We start from the raw sequence: 20,029 nt of genomic DNA on the forward strand, positions 1-20,029 counted from the left end.
AGTCATTGAGACTTCAGTCTTAGCGGAGCAGGGCGAGACCCGGAGATCGCCAGGTAAGCGATTATCGGGTCAGGCCTTGCGAGGCAGCCGGCCATGAGGCGGGTGATTGAAGCGGTATTTCCTGGCGGGCGTGATTTCATCGCGCTCGCCGGGTATAACCTGAGGTCGTAATTTACCGGCTGTACACGGAAAGTTGGTTGTACACAGAAAAGTGTGGGAATTCAGGAGAATTACCCCTCGAATCTCCACGATTGTCATCTCATATCGGGATGGCAGCACGAAAAGCGCAGCAGATGCGGGAACGGCGGCGTTCTCCCATAAGCTGTTGGGAGAGCAGCAATTTCGGGCTTTTTGGTCCGCTTGGTTATGATTTGGACGGGCGAGGTGTAGCCATGCACCCCGCGCGTCGTTTTGCGTTCTGCGAGCCCTGCGTTCCTGATCAGGATTGAAGTCCTGATATTTGCGTTCCGCTCTCAAGAGCGTTCCGAGATTCATCCCCGGGGGCGATGCCGATCGCGCTTCGGAAGGTTTGCCCTCACGGGCGACGACATGAGAGGCCACGATGGTGCAGCAGACGTTCACCGGTCGCAAGCGGGTTCGCAAGTTCTTTGGACATATCCGTGAAGTCGCGGAGATGCCAAACCTGATCGAGGTGCAGAAAGCCTCTTACGATCAGTTTTTGATGGTTGACGAGCCGGAGGGCGGCCGCCTGGACGAGGGTTTGCAGGCGGTTTTCAAGTCAGTGTTTCCGATCAACGACTTCTCAGGCGCTTCGCAACTCGAATTCGTTCGCTATGAGTTCGAGGCTCCGAAGTACGATGTCGACGAGTGCCGCCAGCGCGGCATGACTTATGCCGCTCCGCTGAAGGTGACGCTGCGCCTCATCGTATTCGATATCGACGAGGAGACCGGCGCGAAGTCCGTGAAGGACATCAAGGAGCAGGACGTCTACATGGGCGACATTCCGCTCATGACGATGAACGGCACCTTCGTCGTCAACGGCACCGAGCGCGTCATCGTCTCTCAGATGCATCGTTCGCCCGGCGTGTTCTTCGATCACGACAAGGGCAAGACCCATTCGTCGGGCAAGCTGCTGTTCGCCGCGCGCGTGATTCCCTATCGGGGGTCGTGGCTCGACATCGAGTTCGACGCCAAGGACATCGTGTTCGCGCGCATCGACCGTCGCCGCAAGATTCCGGTGACGTCGCTGATGTTCGCCCTCGGCCTCGACGGCGAGGAGATCCTCAGCACGTTCTATAAGAAGATCGTTTACAAGCGCGCGAAGTCCGGCGGCGGTTCGGACGGCTGGCGCGTGCCCTACGATCCGGTCCGCTTCCGTGGTTACTCGACGCTGAACGACCTGATCGACGCCGATACCGGCAAGGTCGTGCTCGAGGCCGGCAAGAAACTGACGGTTCGCGCCGCGCGCCAGCTTCAGGAGAAGGGGCTGAAAGCGCTGCGCATGAGCGACGAGGAGCTCGTCGGCATGTATCTGGCCGAAGACCTCGTCAATCCGAAGACCGGCGAGATCTATGCCGAAGCCGGTGAGGAAATTACCGAGAAGTCGCTGAAGGCGCTCAACGAGGAGGGGTACAAGGAACTGCCGCTGCTCGACATCGACCATGTCAATGTCGGCCCCTACATCCGCAACACGCTGTCCGCCGACAAGAACATGACGCGCGAGGATGCGCTGTTCGACATCTACCGGGTGATGCGTCCGGGCGAGCCGCCGACGCTGGAGTCGGCGCAGAACATGTTCCAGTCGCTGTTCTTCGACGCCGAGCGCTACGACCTGTCCGCCGTCGGCCGCGTCAAGATGAACATGCGCCTCGACCTCGATGCGCCGGACACCTATCGCACGCTCCGCAAGGAAGACATCCTGGCCGTCATCAAGACGCTGGTCGACCTGCGCGACGGCAAGGGAGAGATCGACGATATCGACCACCTCGGCAATCGGCGCGTGCGCTCGGTCGGCGAGCTGATGGAAAACCAGTATCGCGTCGGTCTGTTGCGCATGGAGCGGGCCATCAAGGAGCGGATGTCCTCCGTCGACATCGACACCGTGATGCCGCAGGACCTGATCAACGCCAAGCCCGCGGCCGCCGCGGTGCGTGAGTTCTTCGGATCGTCGCAACTCTCGCAGTTCATGGATCAGACCAACCCGCTTTCGGAGATCACCCACAAGCGCCGCCTGTCGGCGCTCGGGCCGGGCGGCCTGACGCGCGAACGCGCGGGCTTCGAGGTGCGCGACGTGCATCCGACGCACTACGGCCGCATCTGTCCGATCGAGACGCCGGAAGGTCCGAACATCGGCCTCATCAACTCGCTCGCGACGTTCGCGCGCGTCAACAAATATGGTTTCGTCGAGACGCCGTATCGCAAGGTGAAGGACGGCCGCGTCACCGACGAGGTGGTCTATCTCTCGGCGATGGAGGAGGGGCGCTATCACGTCGCGCAGGCCAATCTGCCGCTCGACAGCCGCGGCCGCTTCACCGAGGATCTGGTGGTCTGCCGTCATGCCGGCGAAGTGCTGCCGGTGACGCCGGACAAAGTCGACTTCATGGACGTGTCGCCCAAGCAGCTCGTCTCGGTCGCGGCGGCTTTGATCCCGTTCCTCGAGAACGACGACGCCAACCGCGCGCTGATGGGCTCGAACATGCAGCGGCAGGCGGTGCCGCTGGTGCGCGCCGAGGCGCCGTTCGTCGGCACCGGCATGGAAGGCGTGGTTGCGCGCGACTCCGGCGCGGCGATCGCCGCCCGCCGCTCGGGCGTGATCGACCAGATCGACGCCACCCGCGTCGTCATCCGCGCGACGGAAGATCTCGATCCGACCAAGTCCGGCGTCGATATCTACCGTCTCATGAAGTATCAGCGTTCGAACCAGTCGACCTGCATCAACCAGCGTCCGCTGGTGAAGGTCGGCGACGTCGTCCGGAAGGGTGACATCATCGCGGACGGCCCGTCCACCGATCTCGGCGAACTCGCGCTCGGCCGCAACGTGCTGGTCGCGTTCATGCCGTGGAACGGCTACAACTTCGAAGACTCGATCCTGCTCTCGGAGCGGATCGTCAAGGAAGATGTTTTCACCTCGATCCATATCGAGGAATTCGAGGTGATGGCCCGCGACACCAAGCTGGGCCCCGAGGAAATCACCCGCGACATTCCGAACGTTTCGGAAGAGGCGCTGAAGAGCCTCGACGAAGCCGGCATCGTCTACATCGGCGCCGAGGTCCGCGCGGGCGATATCCTGGTCGGCAAGATCACGCCGAAGGGTGAAAGCCCGATGACGCCGGAAGAAAAGCTGTTGCGCGCGATCTTCGGCGAGAAGGCTTCCGACGTTCGCGACACCAGTCTGCGTGTGCCGCCGGGCGTGCAGGGCACCATCGTCGAAGTCCGCGTCTTCAACCGTCACGGCGTCGACAAGGATGAGCGTGCGCTGGCGATAGAGCGGGAGGAGATCGAGCGTCTCGCCAAGGACCGCGACGACGAGCAGGCGATTCTCGACCGCAACGTCTACGGTCGTCTCGCCGATCTGCTCGAAAACCGTCAGGGCATTGCCGGTCCGAAGGGCTTCAAGAAGGATACCAAGATCACCAGGGTGGTGCTCGACGAATATCCGAAGTCGCAGTGGTGGCTGTTCGCATCGCCGAACGACAAGCTGATGGCCGAGATCGAGGCCATGCGGAAGCAGTATGACGAGTCGAAGAAGGGCCTCGAGCAGCGCTTCCTCGACAAGGTCGAAAAGCTCCAGCGCGGTGACGAGCTGCCGCCCGGCGTGATGAAGATGGTCAAGGTCTTCGTTGCCGTGAAGCGCAAGATCCAGCCGGGTGACAAGATGGCTGGCCGTCATGGCAACAAGGGCGTGGTCTCGAAGATCGTTCCGATCGAGGATATGCCGTTCCTTGAGGATGGCACCCACGCTGACATCGTGCTCAACCCGCTCGGCGTGCCCTCGCGCATGAACGTCGGTCAGATTCTCGAAACCCACCTCGGCTGGGCATGTGCCGGCCTTGGCAGGCGTATCGGGCAGGCCGTCGACGCCTATCTCGCGAGCGCGAAGCAGGAAACCAAGCCGCTGAAGGAGACTCTCAAGAAGGTCTACGGCGACAACGAGACCATCAAGTCGCTTGACGATCCCGAACTCGTCGAGCTCGGCCGCAATCTGAGACGCGGCGTTCCGATCGCGACGCCGGTGTTCGATGGCGCCAAGGAAGCCGATATCGAGCAGATGCTCGAACTCGCGGGCATGGACAAGTCAGGCCAGTCGACGGTGTATGACGGGCGGACCGGCGATCCGTTCGATCGCAAGGTCACGGTGGGCTACATCTACATGCTCAAGCTGCACCACCTTGTCGATGACAAAATCCACGCGCGATCGATCGGACCTTATTCGCTCGTCACCCAGCAGCCGCTGGGCGGCAAGGCGCAGTTCGGCGGCCAGCGTTTCGGCGAAATGGAGGTGTGGGCCCTCGAGGCTTACGGTGCGGCGTACACGCTCCAGGAAATGCTGACGGTGAAGTCGGACGACGTCGCGGGCCGCACCAAGGTCTATGAGGCGATCGTGCGCGGCGACGACACCTTCGAGGCGGGCATTCCGGAATCGTTCAACGTGCTGGTCAAGGAAATGCGCTCGCTCGGCCTGAATGTCGATCTGCATAACTCCAAGATCGGCGACATGATGCCGACATCCGAAGCAGCCGAGTAGCAGTTTGAGAACGCTTGTTTTCCTGGCGCGACGCATCAAGCAGCGAGGCGTCGCAGAACCGGGACCGCAATGAATTCCGCGGACCGTGGAGGTTCCGGGTCGGCAGCGCAGCGGGCGCGCTGCGCAGCATCCGGAACGCGGCCGTCGAGGAGAAGACCATGAATCAAGAAGTAATGAATTTATTCAATCCGACGACTCCGGCCCAGGTCTTCGACCAGATCCGGATTTCGATCGCGTCGCCGGAGAAAATTTTGTCGTGGTCCTACGGCGAGATCAAAAAGCCGGAAACGATCAACTACCGCACGTTCAAGCCGGAGCGTGACGGCCTGTTCTGCGCGCGCATCTTCGGGCCGATCAAGGATTACGAGTGCCTGTGCGGCAAGTACAAGCGGATGAAGTACAAGGGCATCATCTGCGAGAAGTGCTCGGTCGAGGTGACACTCTCTCGCGTGCGCCGCGAGCGCATGGGTCATATCGAGCTGGCCGCGCCCGTCGCCCACATCTGGTTCCTGAAGTCGCTGCCCTCCCGCATCGGCCTTCTGCTCGACATGACGCTGAAGGATCTCGAACGCATTCTCTACTTCGAATATTACGTCGTTCTGGAGCCCGGCCTCACCGCGCTCAAGGACCGCCAGTTGCTGTCGGAGGAGGAATACCTTCGCGCGCAGGACGAATACGGCCAGGACAGCTTCACCGCCATGATCGGCGCGGAAGCGATCCGCGAACTGCTGAAGGGGCTCGAACTCGAAAGACTGGAGGCCGAGCTCCGCGCGGAGATGCAGGCGACCGAGTCCGACATCAAGCACAAGAAGCTCGCCAAGCGCCTGAAGATCGTCGAGGCCTTCCGCTTTTCCGGCAACAAGCCGGAGTGGATGATCCTCACCGTGGTGCCGGTGATTCCGCCGGATCTGCGTCCGCTGGTGCCGCTCGACGGCGGCCGCTTCGCCACGTCCGACCTCAATGACCTGTACCGCCGCGTCATCAACCGCAACAACCGCCTGAAGCGGCTGATGGAGCTGCGCGCGCCCGACATCATCATCCGCAACGAGAAGCGAATGCTTCAGGAAGCGGTCGATGCGCTGTTCGACAACGGCCGCCGCGGCCGCGTCATCACCGGCGCGAACAAGCGTCCGCTGAAGTCGCTTGCCGACATGCTGAAGGGCAAGCAGGGACGTTTCCGCCAGAACCTGCTTGGCAAGCGCGTCGATTATTCCGGGCGTTCCGTCATTGTCGTAGGTCCCGAGCTGAAGCTGCACCAGTGCGGCCTGCCGAAGAAGATGGCGCTGGAGCTGTTCAAGCCGTTCATCTATTCGCGGCTTGACGCCAAGGGTCTGTCCACGACGGTGAAGCAGGCCAAGAAACTCGTCGAAAAGGAACGCCCCGAGGTCTGGGACATCCTCGATGAGGTCATTCGCGAACATCCGGTGCTGCTGAACCGCGCGCCGACGCTGCATAGGCTCGGTATTCAGGCGTTCGAACCGACCCTGATCGAGGGCAAGGCGATTCAGCTTCATCCGCTGGTTTGCGCCGCTTTCAACGCCGACTTCGACGGCGACCAGATGGCCGTGCATGTTCCGCTTTCGCTCGAGGCGCAGTTGGAAGCGCGCGTGCTGATGATGTCGACCAACAACATCCTGCACCCGGCGAACGGTCAGCCGATCATCGTTCCCAGCCAGGACATCGTGCTCGGCCTTTACTATCTTTCGATCATGCGTGAAGGCTTGCCCGGCGCGGGCAAGGTGTTCGGCGATATGGCCGAGCTTGAGCACGCCCTGCATTCTGGCGTCATTCATCTTCATAGCAGCATCAAGTATCGCTGGGAGCAGACCGGCGAGGATGGTGAGCTGATCAAGCGTTTGATCGATACGACCGCCGGCCGCGTCATGCTCGGCCAGGTGCTGCCGAAGTCGCAAAAGATTCCCTTCGATGTCATCAACAAGCTGATGACCAAGCGCGAAATCTCCGGCGTGATCGATCAGGTCTATCGCCACTGCGGTCAGAAGGAGACGGTGATCTTCTGCGACCGCATCATGGCGCTCGGCTTCTACAACGCGTTCAAGGCGGGTATCTCCTTCGGCAAGGACGACATGGTCGTTCCGCACGGGAAGTGGAAGATCGTCGACACCACGCGCACGCTGGCGAAGGATTTCGAGCAGCAGTACAACGACGGCCTGATCACCCATGGCGAGAAGTACAACAAGGTCGTTGACGCATGGTCCAAGGCGACGGAAGAAATCGCCAAGGAGATGATGAAGGAAATTTCTTCGACCAAGAAGGACGCCAAGGGCATCGAGGCCCAGATCAACTCGATCTACATGATGGCGCATTCCGGCGCGCGAGGCTCGCCGGCCCAGATGCGTCAGCTCGCCGGCATGCGCGGCCTGATGGCGAAGCCGTCGGGCGAGATCATCGAGACGCCGATCATCTCCAACTTCAAGGAGGGGCTGTCGGTTCTCGAATACTTTAACTCGACCCATGGCGCCCGCAAGGGTCTCGCGGATACCGCATTGAAGACGGCGAACTCGGGCTATCTGACTCGCCGTCTGGTGGACGTCGCGCAGGATTGCATCATCACCCAGGATGACTGCGGCACCAAGCTCGGCATCAAGATGCGCGCCATCGTCGATGCCGGCACGGTGGTGGCGTCACTGGGATCGCGCATCCTGGGCCGCACGGCCTGTGAAGACATCCGTAATCCCGCGAACAACGAGGTGCTGATCGAGCGCAACACCTTGATGGAAGAAAGCCATGTCGATCAGATATCGAAGGCTGGCATCCAGGAGGTCAAGATCCGCTCGGCCTTGACCTGCGAGTTGGTCAACGGCATCTGCGGCAAGTGCTACGGCCGTGATCTGGCCCGCGGCACGCCCGTCAATCACGGCGAGGCGGTCGGCGTCATCGCGGCGCAGTCGATCGGCGAGCCCGGCACGCAGCTCACGATGCGCACGTTCCATATCGGCGGCGCCGCGCAGATCAACGAGCAGTCGGTGATCGAGTCGAACTTCGACGGCAAGATCACGATCAGGAACAAGGCGATCGCAAGAAACGGCGAAGGCCATCTGGTTGCGATGGTGCGCAACATGGTGGTCGCCGTTGTCGATGCGGACGGCACCGAACGCGCAACCCACCGTATTCAGTACGGCGCGCGCATGCACGTTGACGAAGGCGACACGGTCAAGCGCGGCCAGCGTATCGCCGAGTGGGATCCCTATACCCGGCCGGTTCTGACGGAGCTTGAGGGCACCATCGGATTCGAGGACCTGATCGAAGGTCAGTCGATCTCCGAGACGCTCGATGAATCCACCGGTATCGCCAAGCGCATCGTCATCGACTGGCGCGGTACGCGCGGCGGAGCGGATCTGCGCCCGGCTATCGTGATCAAGGGCAAGGACGGCAAGGTGCTGAAGCTTCCCCGCGGCGGCGACGCCCGCTACATGCTGTCGGTCGACGCCATTCTGTCGGTCGATGTCGGCGCCAAGGTGAAGCCCGGCGACATCCTGGCGCGTATCTCGACCGAGAGCGCCAAGACCCGCGACATCACCGGTGGTCTTCCGCGAGTGGCCGAACTGTTCGAGGCTCGCAAGCCGAAAGATGCGGCAATCATCGCGGAAATCGCCGGCACGATCCGGTTCGGTCGCGATTACAAGAACAAGCGCCGCATCTCGATAGAGCCGGTTGATCAGGAAGAGGAGACCCGCGAGTACCTCATTCCGAAGGGCAAGCATATCCATCTGCAGGATGGCGATATCGTCGAGAAGGGCGACTTTATCGTCGATGGCAATCCGGCGCCGCACGACATCCTGGCGATCAAGGGCATCGAAGAACTCGCTGCCTATCTGGTCAACGAGATTCAGGAAGTCTATCGCTTGCAGGGCGTGCTCATCAACGACAAGCACATCGAGGTGATTGTTCGTCAGATGCTCCAGAAGGTCGAGATTATCGATCAGGGCGAGACCGACATGATTTCGGGCGAGCAGATCGACAAGATCGAGTTCGATCGGCTCAACCTCAAGGCTCAGGAAGAAGGCAAGAAGATCGCCACGGGAACGCCGGTGCTTCTCGGCATTACCAAGGCCAGCCTGCAGACCCGCTCGTTCTTCTCGGCGGCGTCGTTCCAGGAGACCACGCGTGTGCTCACCGAGGCCGCCGTCAACGGCAAGGTGGATCCGCTGGAGGGCCTGAAGGAAAACGTCATCGTCGGCCGGCTCATTCCAGCGGGCACCGGCGCATCGATGGCCAAGATCCGCGAAGTTGCAGTCAAGCGCGACAGGCTGATTCTCGACGAACGAGAAAAGCAGGCGGCGATCGTGCCGTCCGCCCCCGAAGCCGAACCGCTGGCGCTGCCGCCGGCGGAGTAGGAATCGGCGGATCACAGTTGAAGAAAAGGCCGGCGTGAGTCGGCCCTTTTTTGCGGTGTACGCCGCTTCAGACCACTACCGCTGAGGCTTTACCGGAAGTCGGTCCTGCTGGAGCATTATCGCTTCTGATTGAATCAGAAGCGAGGCTCTCAGATATTGATTTGACGCGTTTTCTTCACGCGAACCGGTATCCACTTCGCTCGAAAACGCTATAGACGTCAAGCCAATCTGCCTTCGGGTGATTGTGGCGGCGGCGGCAATGCCGGCGGCGGTGTCCTGGATTTTTTCGCCGATCGTATCAGTCCCTCAGCGAGCCTGACGATAAATCGCGCCCACCGGCGTGCACGCCACGTCAGGCCGTTGTCGAGCGACAGCGAACGAAGATGCCAGGCCTTCGCTGCCGACGCTGCGTCACATTCTGTTTTGACGGGGTCATCGTAAAACATATCGATCTTGGTGCGGTCCATGCCTTCGGGGGCGAGCCAGCGCGGAATATGGACGTTGCAAAGCTGCTCGACGTCAGTGAACACCTTGTCTGTGCCGGTGCCAGCGGCCGGGCACGAGGTCGCAAATGCGTCGCCGATGACCACGACCCCGGCCTGTCGATGATTTTCCGTGACGTACAGATCTGCCGGCCGAATCTTGATCTGTCCACTTACCTTGAAGCCGCCGGTCATGCGGTCGAGGCCGGGCATCATCGCGCTCATCGTCGCTTCGGGATTTTCACGAAACTCGTGAAACCAGATGTCGTTCATCGGCCGATAGACCATCAGGTTGGCTCGCATGGTATTACCGATCGGAAACAGCGTCAGGTACGCCATGCGATCGCTCGACCGCTTTGACCAGTAGGTCAGGGCAGGAAAGGGCAACGCCGGGCGATCGATCGGCTCAACGTCAAAGCCGAGCGTCACCGAATGACATTCGCTGATGACACGTCGCCCAAGTCCGAGGAAATGACGCAGGCTGATGCTGAGCCCGTTAGCGAGCACAATCAGGCGCGCGGAGATTTCTTCGCCATTCGCCAGCACCACGCGCTGGCGCTCGTCGCTCGTCGCGACTTCGGCGACCTTGGTGTAAAAGGTCTCGATGCTGGATGGAATCTGCGCGCGCATGGCATTGACCAGAGTGTCGTACTTCACGCCGTACTGATCGCTTGGCTTCTTTGCCACGACGAAACCAAACCGCGCTTCCCACACCTCACCGTCGAGCGCCGTCGCTTGCAGTATCTGCCTGTCGAGACCCGCATTGCGCAGTCGTAGAATTTCAGTGCCGTCAAGCTTTTCGCAGCGCAGGTCGGGCAGGTACGTCGCGTGCGGATCGATCAAGATCGCAGGAATACCTGCGCGGCCCAGCATCGCGGCCGCCGTTGAACCGGCTAATCCGCCGCCAACAATCGCAATGTCGGTATAGCGCATGGATCCGCCCTTGTTTATCCGGGCTCATCAATGCGCCGCAAAAGCAAACAAACTTTGAAGGTCGCCAGGAGAACGACCGGGTGGACCGGGTGTGTTTTAACTAAAAAGAAATCCGGGGAAGGCCAGTATTGCCTAAAGCGTGGATCGCCGAGGATGATCCGAGGCGTCTGATGATTTCAGTAAACATTTGTTCACCAACACCGGACCTGGTGGCGCCATGGGACGATCTCGTTCGGCGGGCGTCTTCAAACGTATTCATGAATCCCGTGGTCCTGGTGGCCGTGAACGAGAGCGGGTTTGCGAACGTCCGTGTTCTGCTGGCGTGGAATGATTGCGCCGGATTCAAGAAGCTGGTCGGTGTCTGGGCTTTTCAAGTCCGCAAGATTTCGCCGATGTGGCCGGCGGTGCTTGAAGCATTGCCCTACAACTACGCCTTTCTTTCAAATCCCGTCGTCGATCCGGCTTTCGTTCGCGAGGTCATGCAAGCCTTTTTATCGGCGATCCGTGACAGTCGCTCGCTGCCCAAGGTGATCAGCCTGAAATCGCTTGATGCCGAGGTAGAGAACTTCGAAACACTTATCGAGGTGCTGACCGAGCAGGGTTGCGCGTGTCTCAGGATGTCCGACAGCACACGTCCTTTCGCTACTCCTGAGGCTGGCGTGAAACGGTCGGGCTCGACCCGGAAGAAGCTGCGGCAGGATTGGAACCGGCTCTCCGCCGCAGGCAGTGTTGATATCGTCAATCTCCGCGCTCCGGATACGCGAGAGGCGTTAGAGGCGTTCGAAACGTTTCTGGAACTGGAAGCCGCAGGCTGGAAAGGAGCGCGTGGCACGGCATTGTTATGCAGGCCGGCGGACGCAGCCTTCGCCAGACAGATGGTTACCGCGCTCACTGAGCGTGGCGATGCTTCGGTTGCCTTGCTTCGTGTTGATCGGCGCGCCATCGCCGCGCAGGTGCTGATGTATTGTGGCGCCACGGCCTATACGTGGAAAACGGCCTTCGATCCCGGCTACGCGAAATACTCGCCCGGCATGCTGCTGATCGACAGGATCACGGACGATCTGCTGACCTCAGCGGAGATCGGAGCGATCAATTCCTGCTCCTACGAAGGAAGCTTCATGGCTCAACTCTGGGCGGGGCACCGGAGAATGGCCGATCTGCTGGTCAATGTCGGGCGGGATCGATCTCTGGCCTTCTCGCTGGAGGCCGCTCGCCAACGAGGTTACGAACGGCTTCGCCGCCTTCGCGACCAGGTTCGGAGCTGGTCAGCTTCCGTCAGCCCCAAAGCAAGAAAGTAAGCCTTGTGACGCACCGCCTTTGGCCTGCTTCAGCAGCGTGGTCGGGACATGGAGGCTGTAGGTCGGAGCCGTCAATCCGGTGTGGGTTGCCTTTAGCTACGCAAAGGGCGACACTGCAACCGCCGGTTTTGACCTGCCGCAAGAACCGGTGATCGTGGGACCATGGTGCAAAGGCCAAAGAACAGCCTTCTGGCGAGCATACCGGACACGGAATGGATCGAAGTTCAGAAGCTGTGTGAGTTTGTCAAACTTCCGCTCGGTTGCGTGCTGTATGAGCCGCGCGGCCCGTTCGATTATGTGTACTTTCCTGAAACCGCGATCATCTCCAACGTTGCCCCGCTGAAGGCCGACAAGACAGCCGAGACCTCAACCACGGGACGGGAGGGGATGATCAACATCGGGGCGATCATGGGCGATGATCAGTCTATGCATCGCGCCGTCGTCCAGGTGTCCGGTGACAGCATCCGCATCGCGTTTCAGGATTTTCAGGAATTGCAAGCGCGTCTGCCGGTGTTTCGGCGCAAGCTCAACGCTTACTCGCGAGCGTTTCTCGCGCAGGTGATGCAGTCCGTTGCGTGCAACGCCAGCCATACGCTTCTCCAGCGCTGCGCGCGATGGTTGTTGAAGTCTCACGATCGTGTCGATGGTGACGAGCTCCGACTCACTCAGCAATTCCTTGCCGAAATGCTTGTGGTCAGCCGCGTGGCCGTTAACGCCGAGTTGCAGAAGTTTCAGCAACTGCAGGTTCTCACATACAGCCGCGGCATCATTACCGTACTGGACCGTAAGCTTTTGGAGCGCACATCCTGCGAATGCTATCGCGCGGTCCGGCGAGAGTACGACAGGCTACTGCCTGGCTCTTTCACCAAATAAAATTGCCACCTATGTAAACTAGTTGGCTATACCGTCGCTGTTTCCATCGGTACACAAAGAAATTCAAAAATAATAGAGGAGCGCACCGATGCCGCGACACATCTCTTTTTACGATGAATCTCTGGGTAAGCAGATCGACGGTTCATACACTTCGGATGGCAAGGTGATCCACGCCGGTTCGGGATCGTTGGGCGCGAAAAGCGCGACCATTGGCCACCTTGGCAACGCCACCACATTTCCGGTTGATCAGGTCGGTCAGGATCTGCTGGCGCAGAGGCTGCTGAGCGAGCTGGCTCAGCGCGAAGCAAAGAACGGCCACGGCCACGGCCACTAAGTTATCGTCAAACGGATGGTGTGAACCGCTCATGCGGTTCACATGATCGTTTTCTACCGCGGAGGGGCCTTGCGTTGGCCTCGCCGAAGGTGACTGTGGTTCAAGCGGTCACCTTCGAACCTTCGCTCAGGCATTCAGGCTATCTTTCCGCTTCGTGCGTCGCATCCGGGCCTAGAGCATTTTCTGATTGAATTAGAAACGAAGCTCCAGATTATTGGTTTGACGCGTTTTCTTCGCGCGAACCGGCATCCATCCTCGGGTCAAGCTCGAGGACATGCTTCGCTCGAAAACGCTCCAGACTGATCACTCCCGCGGATGTGTCGATCGTTTGAAGGGGCGGAGCGGTAGTCGTCTGCCTTTAACGTCGCAAGGCTTCGGTGCCCGGCACGATCGAGAAGTGGCGTCGTGCGGCTCGGCTTATCGTCTGCGCGTGACGTTCTGCATCTCTTTCCCATAGCATTATCGCGCAACGCAATCCTTGGTCTTGATCCGAGGTGTCATTGGTTCGCGTGAAGACAGCGCGTCAGAACAAGTTCGCGTCAGATCAAGCTCATGGAGCCGCGCTTCTGATTCCGTTCAGAATCGGAAAGTCTCTGGCGATGACTCGTCGGACGCTTGCCGATTGGCGGACAACAACACGCCTCCGCGAATTTCGTGGCGCCGCAAGCCAACTGTCTCGCCGAAATCGACCCGAGTCGCGCGAGGCCGGGCCAATGCTCTGATTCGGCGCCAGCGCTTTTTCGTTTCTGATGGAATCGGGGGCGCGGCGATATAAACTTGATTAAATACGTTTTCTTCACGTGAACCGGTATCCATCCTCGGGTCAAGCCAGAGGACAGGCCTCGCTCGAAAACGCTAATCCCGCGATGAATCGGGCAGAGAGCCGGCTTCGGCCTTGCCGTTTCCTTGAGCGCGCCGGAGACGGCCATGGCGGGGTTCGCGAAGCGGATGTTGGTCAGCAGGAAAAGAACGTCAAAACAACAGCTTGATATTCTTTTCCAATGCAAATTGGGAGCGGAAGAATCCGATAACGTCGAACGGGCTGTCAGCGCTCGAAAGGCCATTGTTTCGGGCGGCTTCCGGCAGTCGGCGCGCAACCGTTCCATTGAAACCGGTCGAGACCGGGCCGGACGCATGAAATGGTCAGAAGTGCCTCTGGTGTGGCGGTTCAGCCTTGACTTGACGAGTCGCGATGGATAAAACCCGCGCACTTAACGGCAGGCGGTGAGCTACACCAGCGTCGGAACGGATCACCCTTTCTATCTGGTTTGATTGATAGACGGGCACCAACCTCGACGAATGCTGCTCAGACGCTGCCGAAATAGCCAGGCAATGCCAGGACGATAGTCGTCTCTTGAGCGAGTTCTCTCGAGATTGATTTCGGATACATGACCTCGGTAGAGGCTCGCCGGTTCGTTCCGGCTGGCGTTGATCGTGGTCCTCTGTGGTGTCGAAGCGCTTCCCGCTCAGCAGTGAACGGTTGGCGCGGTTTCGTTTTGCGTGAACCGATTCACGCATCGCGAGCGAGTGGGCGATAGCTCCGGACGAAGTGCGAAACCGATCGGGGTTTTGCGTAAATATAAGGGTGAAGGCGAACGATGCCGACGATCAACCAGCTGATCGCAAGTCCGCGCGTCCTGCAAAAGTCGCGCAAGAAGGTGCCAGCGTTGCAGCAATCGCCGCAAAAGCGCGGGGTGTGCACGCGTGTTTACACCACGACGCCGAAGAAGCCGAACTCGGCGCTGCGCAAGGTTGCGAAGGTGCGCCTGACCAATGGCTTCGAGGTCATCGGTTATATTCCGGGTGAAGGCCACAACCTTCAGGAACATTCCGTGGTGATGATTCGCGGCGGCCGCGTGAAGGACTTGCCGGGCGTGCGCTATCACATCCTCCGCGGCGTCCTCGACACGCAGGGCGTCAAGAACCGCAAGCAGCGCCGTTCGAAGTACGGCGCGAAACGTCCGAAGTAAGCGGGAACAGAAACGATGTCACGTCGCCACTCTGCCGAAAAGCGTGAAGTGTTGCCCGACCCGAAGTTCGGAAACGTCGTCATTACGAAGTTCATGAACTCGATCATGTATGCGGGGAAGAAGTCGGTCGCCGAAAGCATCGTCTACGGCGCGCTCGACCTGATCGAGGCCAGGACCAAGCAGGGTCCGCTGACCGTTTTCGAGCAGGCGCTCGAGAACGTGATGCCGACCATCGAAGTGCGGTCCCGCCGCGTTGGCGGCGCCACCTATCAGGTGCCGGTGGAAGTTCGCTCGACCCGCCGTCAGGCGCTGGGCATTCGCTGGCTGATCACGGCTGCGCGGGGGCGCAATGAGAAGACGATGACGGAGCGGCTTTCGGCCGAACTGCTCGACGCGTCGAACAACCGGGGAAGCGCGGTCAAGAAGCGGGAAGACGTGCACAAGATGGCGGAAGCCAACCGTGCGTTCTCGCACTATCGCTGGTAACGGCGACACAACAGGAATTTTAAGGACAGCTCCATGCCCCGCCAACATGCCATCGAGGATTACCGTAACTTCGGTATCATGGCGCATATCGACGCCGGCAAGACCACCACGACCGAGCGCATCCTTTATTACACCGGCAAGAGCCACAAGATCGGCGAAGTGCACGAAGGTGCGGCGACGATGGACTGGATGACGCAGGAGCAGGAGCGCGGCATCACCATCACCTCGGCCGCGACCACTGCGTTCTGGGATGGCAAGCGTCTGAACATCATCGACACTCCGGGTCACGTCGACTTCACCATCGAGGTGGAGCGTTCCTTGCGCGTGCTCGACGGCGCCGTATGCGTGCTCGACTCCAACCAGGGCGTCGAGCCGCAGACCGAAACGGTCTGGCGTCAGGGCGACAAGTACAAGGTGCCGCGCATCGTCTTCTGCAACAAGATGGATAAGACCGGCGCCGACTTCTTCAAGTGTCTCGCTGACATCGTCGATCGCCTCGGCGCGCGCCCTGTTGCGTTGCAGTTGCCGATTGGCTCGGAAAGCAACTTCAAGGGCATGGTCGACCTCGTCCGCATGAAGGCGCTGGTCTGGAACAATGAAGCGCTGGGCGCGATGTACGACATCGTAGATATCCCGGCTGACCTCGCCGATAAGGCGAAAGAATATCGCGAGAAGCTGGTGGAGGCTGCCGTCGAGCTCGATGACGACGCCATGGCCGCCTATCTCGATGGCGCCGAGCCCGACGAAGCCACGTTGAAGAGGCTGATCCGCAAGGCGGTGCTGACCGGCGCTTTCTATCCGGTGCTGTGCGGCACGGCGTTCAAGAACAAGGGCGTCCAGCCGCTGCTCGATGCCGTGGTCGCCTATCTGCCGTCGCCGCTCGACGTTCCGGCTATCAATGGCGTTGATGACAAAGGCAACGAAGTTGTCCGTCACGCCGACGACAAGGAGCCGATGTCGCTGCTGGCGTTCAAGATCATGGACGATCCCTTCGTCGGCACGATCACGTTCTGCCGCATTTATTCGGGCATTCTTCAGAGCGGCACCGGCGTCGTCAATTCGACCCGCGAGAAGAAGGAGCGCATCGGCCGGATGTTGCTGATGCATGCGAACAATCGCGAGGACATCAAGGAAGCCTATGCCGGCGACATCGTTGCGCTGGCCGGCCTGAAGGAAGCGCGCACCGGCGACACGCTGTGCGATCCCGCTCATCAGGTGATTCTCGAAAAGATGGAGTTTCCTGATCCCGTCATCGAGATCGCGATCGAGCCGAAGTCCAAGGCAGACCAGGAAAAGCTGGGTATCGCGCTGGCGAAGCTTGCTGCGGAGGATCCGTCCTTTCGTGTCTCCACCGATCTGGAATCCGGTCAGACCATCCTCAAGGGGATGGGTGAGCTTCACCTCGACATCAAGGTCGATATTCTCAAGCGGACCTACAAGGTCGACGCCAATATCGGCGCGCCGCAGGTGGCGTTCCGCGAGCGGGTCACCAAGCGCGTCGAACACAGCTACACCCACAAGAAGCAGACCGGCGGCACCGGTCAGTTTGCCGCGGTTACGCTGATCGTCGAACCGAACGAGCCCGGAAAAGGCTACGAGTTCGAGTCGAAGATCGTCGGCGGCGCCGTGCCGAAGGAATACATCCCCGGCGTCGAGAAGGGCATCGAGAGCGTGCTCAGCTCGGGCGTGGTTGCGGGCTTTCCTATTGTCGATGTCAAGGTGCAATTGATCGACGGCAAGTTCCATGACGTGGACTCATCGGCGCTGGCGTTCGAGATTGCGACGCGCGCCTGCTTCCGCGAGGCTCTGCAGAAGGGCAAGTCGGTGCTGCTGGAGCCGATCATGAAGGTCGAGGTGGTGACGCCGGAAGACTATACCGGATCGGTCATAGGCGATCTCAATTCGCGGCGCGGCCAGATCCAGGGTCAGGACATGCGCGGCAACGCCAACGTCATCAACGCGATGGTGCCGCTCATGAACATGTTCGGCTACGTGAACAATCTGCGCTCGATGAGTCAGGGGCGCGCGACCTTTACGATGCAATTCGATCATTACGCGGAAGCGCCGGCGAACGTGTCGGCGGAAGTCCAGAAAAAGTTTGCCTGATTGTCGCTGGCGACAGTCGACGACTGAACGGAGAGTCAAATGGCCAAAGCAAAGTTTGAACGTAACAAGCCGCATTGCAACATTGGTACGATCGGTCACGTTGATCATGGCAAGACGTCGTTGACGGCGGCGATCACGAAGGTTCTTGCGGAAGCCGGCGGAGCGACGTTCACGGCATACGACCAGATTGACAAGGCTCCCGAAGAGAAGGCGCGCGGCATCACCATTTCGACGTCGCATGTCGAGTATGAAACGCCGAATCGCCACTACGCGCATGTCGACTGTCCGGGCCATGCTGACTACGTGAAGAACATGATCACGGGCGCGGCGCAGATGGACGGCGCCATTCTTGTCGTGTCAGCCGCGGACGGCCCGATGCCTCAGACGCGCGAGCACATTCTTCTGGCGCGCCAGGTCGGCGTTCCGGCGATCGTGGTGTTTTTGAACAAGTGCGACATGGTCGACGATCCGGAGCTTCTGGAACTGGTCGAGATGGAGGTCCGGGAGCTTTTGTCGAAGTACGAGTTTCCCGGCGACGACATTCCGATCATCAAGGGCTCGGCGCTGGCGGCGCTGGAGGACTCCGACGCCAAGCTCGGCAAGGAAGCTGTGCTTGAACTGATGAAGGCGGTTGATGCCTACATTCCGCAGCCGGAACGGCCGGTTGATCAGCCGTTCCTGATGCCGGTCGAGGACGTGTTCTCGATTTCCGGTCGCGGCACGGTTGTGACGGGACGAGTTGAGCGCGGTATTGTCAAGGTCGGCGAGGAAATCGAGATCGTCGGCATCCGCGAGACGCAGAAGACGACCGTGACGGGCGTGGAGATGTTCCGCAAGCTTCTCGATCAGGGGCAGGCGGGCGACAACATCGGAGCGCTGTTGCGCGGCACCAAGCGCGAGGACGTGGAGCGCGGTCAGGTTCTGTGCAAGCCGGGCTCTGTGAAGCCGCACACCAAGTTCAAGGCGGAAGCCTACATCCTGACCAAGGAAGAGGGTGGTCGCCACACGCCGTTTTTCACCAACTATCGGCCGCAGTTCTACTTCCGCACCACGGACGTGACCGGTGTGGTGCATCTTCCGGCCGGCACCGAGATGGTAATGCCGGGCGACAACGTCGCGATGGAGGTTCACCTGATCGTGCCGATCGCCATGGAGGAGAAGCTGCGCTTCGCTATCCGCGAGGGCGGTCGCACCGTCGGCGCGGGCGTCGTCGCCAGCATCATCGAGTAAGGCAAGGGAATTGCGAATAGCGAGTGGCGAATAGAACACCTTCTATTTCGCTATTCGCTACTCACTACTCACTATTCGCTTTTCAAAGAGAGACACGGCAATGAACGGCCAGAATATCCGCATCCGTCTCAAGGCGTTCGACCATCGAATTCTCGATACGTCGACCCGCGAGATCGTGAACACCGCGAAACGCACCGGCGCGCAGGTCCGCGGACCGATTCCGCTGCCGACTCGAATCGAGAAGTTCACGGTCAACCGTTCGCCGCACGTCGACAAGAAGAGCCGCGAGCAGTTCGAGATGCGGACGCACAAGCGCCTTCTCGACATCGTGGATCCAACTCCTCAGACAGTCGATGCCTTGATGAAGCTTGATCTGGCTGCGGGCGTTGACGTGGAGATCAAGCTCTGACGAGGCCGTTCGCCGTTTTCGGATCGGGCATGCGGAAAGTCAGAACGAAGTTTTGGAACAGTCCGATCGTTAGCGGACAGAAAGAACAGGAAGCACGACGATGCGCTCCGGAGTGATCGCACAAAAGGTCGGGATGACGCGGGTCTTTACAGAGGCCGGCGAGCACATCCCTGTGACCGTGCTGAAGCTGAGCAATTGTCAGGTGTTGGGGCACCGGACCAGTGAGAAGAACGGCTACGTCGCATTGCAGCTTGGCTCGGGTGCGCGCAAGACGGTCTACATGCCCAAGGCGGAGCGCGGACAATTCGCGGTCGCCAAGGTGGCTCCGAAGCGCAAGGTCGCTGAGTTTCGCGTGTCTGAGGATTCGCTGATTCCGGTTGGCGCGGAAATTCAGGCGGACCATTTCGTGGTCGGCCAGTTCGTCGATGTCACCGGAACGTCGGTGGGTAAAGGTTACGCCGGCGGCATGAAACGCTGGAACTTCGGCGGCCTGCGCGCCACCCACGGCGTGTCGATCTCGCATCGTTCGATCGGCTCGACCGGCGGCCGTCAGGATCCGGGTAAAACCTTCAAGAACAAGAAGATGCCTGGCCACATGGGTGTCGACCGCATCACGACGCTGAACCTGCGCGTGGTGAAGACCGACGTCGAGCGCGGTCTGATCCTGGTTGAGGGAGCTGTTCCGGGCTCCAAGGGCGGCTGGATCGCGGTGCGTGACGCGGTGAAGAAGCCGTTGCCCAAGGAAGCGCCGAAGCCAGGCAAGTTCAAGGTCGTGGGCGGTGCGCAGGCCGCAGACGAGGACAAGGTCCCGGCGGATACCCCGGCCGAGAAGGAGGGGGCATAAC

Annotated in this window: 13 protein-coding genes; 12 read left to right on the forward strand and 1 reads right to left on the reverse strand. The window is 60.2% G+C overall.

All coding sequences use genetic code 11. The features are described 5' to 3' along the window. Positions 1 to 562 precede the first annotated feature (562 nt). Both rpoB and rpoC read left to right on the forward strand, forming a co-directional pair. On the forward strand, positions 563 to 4,705 hold the full coding sequence (gene rpoB / locus ACMYR2_RS07965; RefSeq protein WP_416193964.1) for a DNA-directed RNA polymerase subunit beta: 4,143 nt from the start codon (positions 563 to 565) through the stop codon (positions 4,703 to 4,705). Between the two features lie 158 nt (positions 4,706 to 4,863). Next, positions 4,864 to 9,063 carry a DNA-directed RNA polymerase subunit beta' gene (rpoC, locus tag ACMYR2_RS07970; protein ID WP_347264205.1) on the forward strand — a complete coding sequence of 1,400 codons (4,200 nt, stop codon included), beginning with the start codon at positions 4,864 to 4,866 and terminating at the stop codon, positions 9,061 to 9,063. Positions 9,064 to 9,281: 218 nt separating this feature from the next. On the opposite strand, the gene ACMYR2_RS07975 is transcribed toward rpoC, so the two are convergent. Further along, a complete protein-coding gene (locus ACMYR2_RS07975; RefSeq protein WP_416193965.1) occupies positions 9,282 to 10,478 on the reverse strand; it encodes an FAD-dependent oxidoreductase in 1,197 nt (398 codons plus the stop codon). Positions 10,479 to 10,648: 170 nt separating this feature from the next. On the opposite strand from ACMYR2_RS07975, the gene ACMYR2_RS07980 reads away from it, so the two are divergent. The 10 genes from ACMYR2_RS07980 (at position 10,649) to rplC (ending at position 20,028) form a co-directional block, all read left to right on the forward strand. Continuing rightward, positions 10,649 to 11,776: a GNAT family N-acetyltransferase gene (locus tag ACMYR2_RS07980; protein ID WP_347264203.1), complete on the forward strand. Its 1,128-nt coding sequence runs from the start codon at positions 10,649 to 10,651 to the stop codon at positions 11,774 to 11,776. A gap of 162 nt (positions 11,777 to 11,938) precedes the next feature. After that, positions 11,939 to 12,649, forward strand: coding sequence for a Crp/Fnr family transcriptional regulator (locus ACMYR2_RS07985; protein WP_347264202.1), 711 nt, complete (start codon positions 11,939 to 11,941; stop codon positions 12,647 to 12,649). Between the two features lie 88 nt (positions 12,650 to 12,737). After that, the gene (locus ACMYR2_RS07990) at positions 12,738 to 12,983 is read left to right on the forward strand and encodes a hypothetical protein (RefSeq protein WP_141383226.1); all 246 of its coding nucleotides are present in this window, start codon (positions 12,738 to 12,740) and stop codon (positions 12,981 to 12,983) included. A gap of 927 nt (positions 12,984 to 13,910) precedes the next feature. Then, positions 13,911 to 14,183 carry a hypothetical protein gene (locus ACMYR2_RS07995; protein WP_347264201.1) on the forward strand — a complete coding sequence of 91 codons (273 nt, stop codon included), beginning with the start codon at positions 13,911 to 13,913 and terminating at the stop codon, positions 14,181 to 14,183. A 398-nt stretch (positions 14,184 to 14,581) separates the two neighbouring features. Further along, complete coding sequence (gene rpsL, locus ACMYR2_RS08000) at positions 14,582 to 14,953, forward strand: 30S ribosomal protein S12 (RefSeq protein ID WP_011314637.1); 372 nt, start codon at positions 14,582 to 14,584, stop codon at positions 14,951 to 14,953. A gap of 15 nt (positions 14,954 to 14,968) precedes the next feature. Beyond that, complete coding sequence (gene rpsG / locus ACMYR2_RS08005) at positions 14,969 to 15,439, forward strand: 30S ribosomal protein S7 (RefSeq protein WP_347264200.1); 471 nt, start codon at positions 14,969 to 14,971, stop codon at positions 15,437 to 15,439. A gap of 33 nt (positions 15,440 to 15,472) precedes the next feature. Next, a complete protein-coding gene (gene fusA / locus ACMYR2_RS08010; protein WP_347264199.1) occupies positions 15,473 to 17,545 on the forward strand; it encodes an elongation factor G in 2,073 nt (690 codons plus the stop codon). Between the two features lie 39 nt (positions 17,546 to 17,584). Continuing rightward, entirely contained in the window at positions 17,585 to 18,775 is a 1,191-nt protein-coding gene (tuf, locus tag ACMYR2_RS08015) for an elongation factor Tu (RefSeq protein WP_011314640.1), read from the forward strand. 100 nt (positions 18,776 to 18,875) lie between these two features. Next, the gene (gene rpsJ / locus ACMYR2_RS08020) at positions 18,876 to 19,184 is read left to right on the forward strand and encodes a 30S ribosomal protein S10 (protein ID WP_002712302.1); all 309 of its coding nucleotides are present in this window, start codon (positions 18,876 to 18,878) and stop codon (positions 19,182 to 19,184) included. Between the two features lie 100 nt (positions 19,185 to 19,284). Continuing rightward, entirely contained in the window at positions 19,285 to 20,028 is a 744-nt protein-coding gene (gene rplC / locus ACMYR2_RS08025; RefSeq protein WP_347264198.1) for a 50S ribosomal protein L3, read from the forward strand. Position 20,029 lies beyond the last annotated feature (1 nt).

The organism is Nitrobacter sp. TKz-YC01 (assembly GCF_047824785.1).
Lineage (GTDB): Bacteria > Pseudomonadota > Alphaproteobacteria > Rhizobiales > Xanthobacteraceae > Nitrobacter.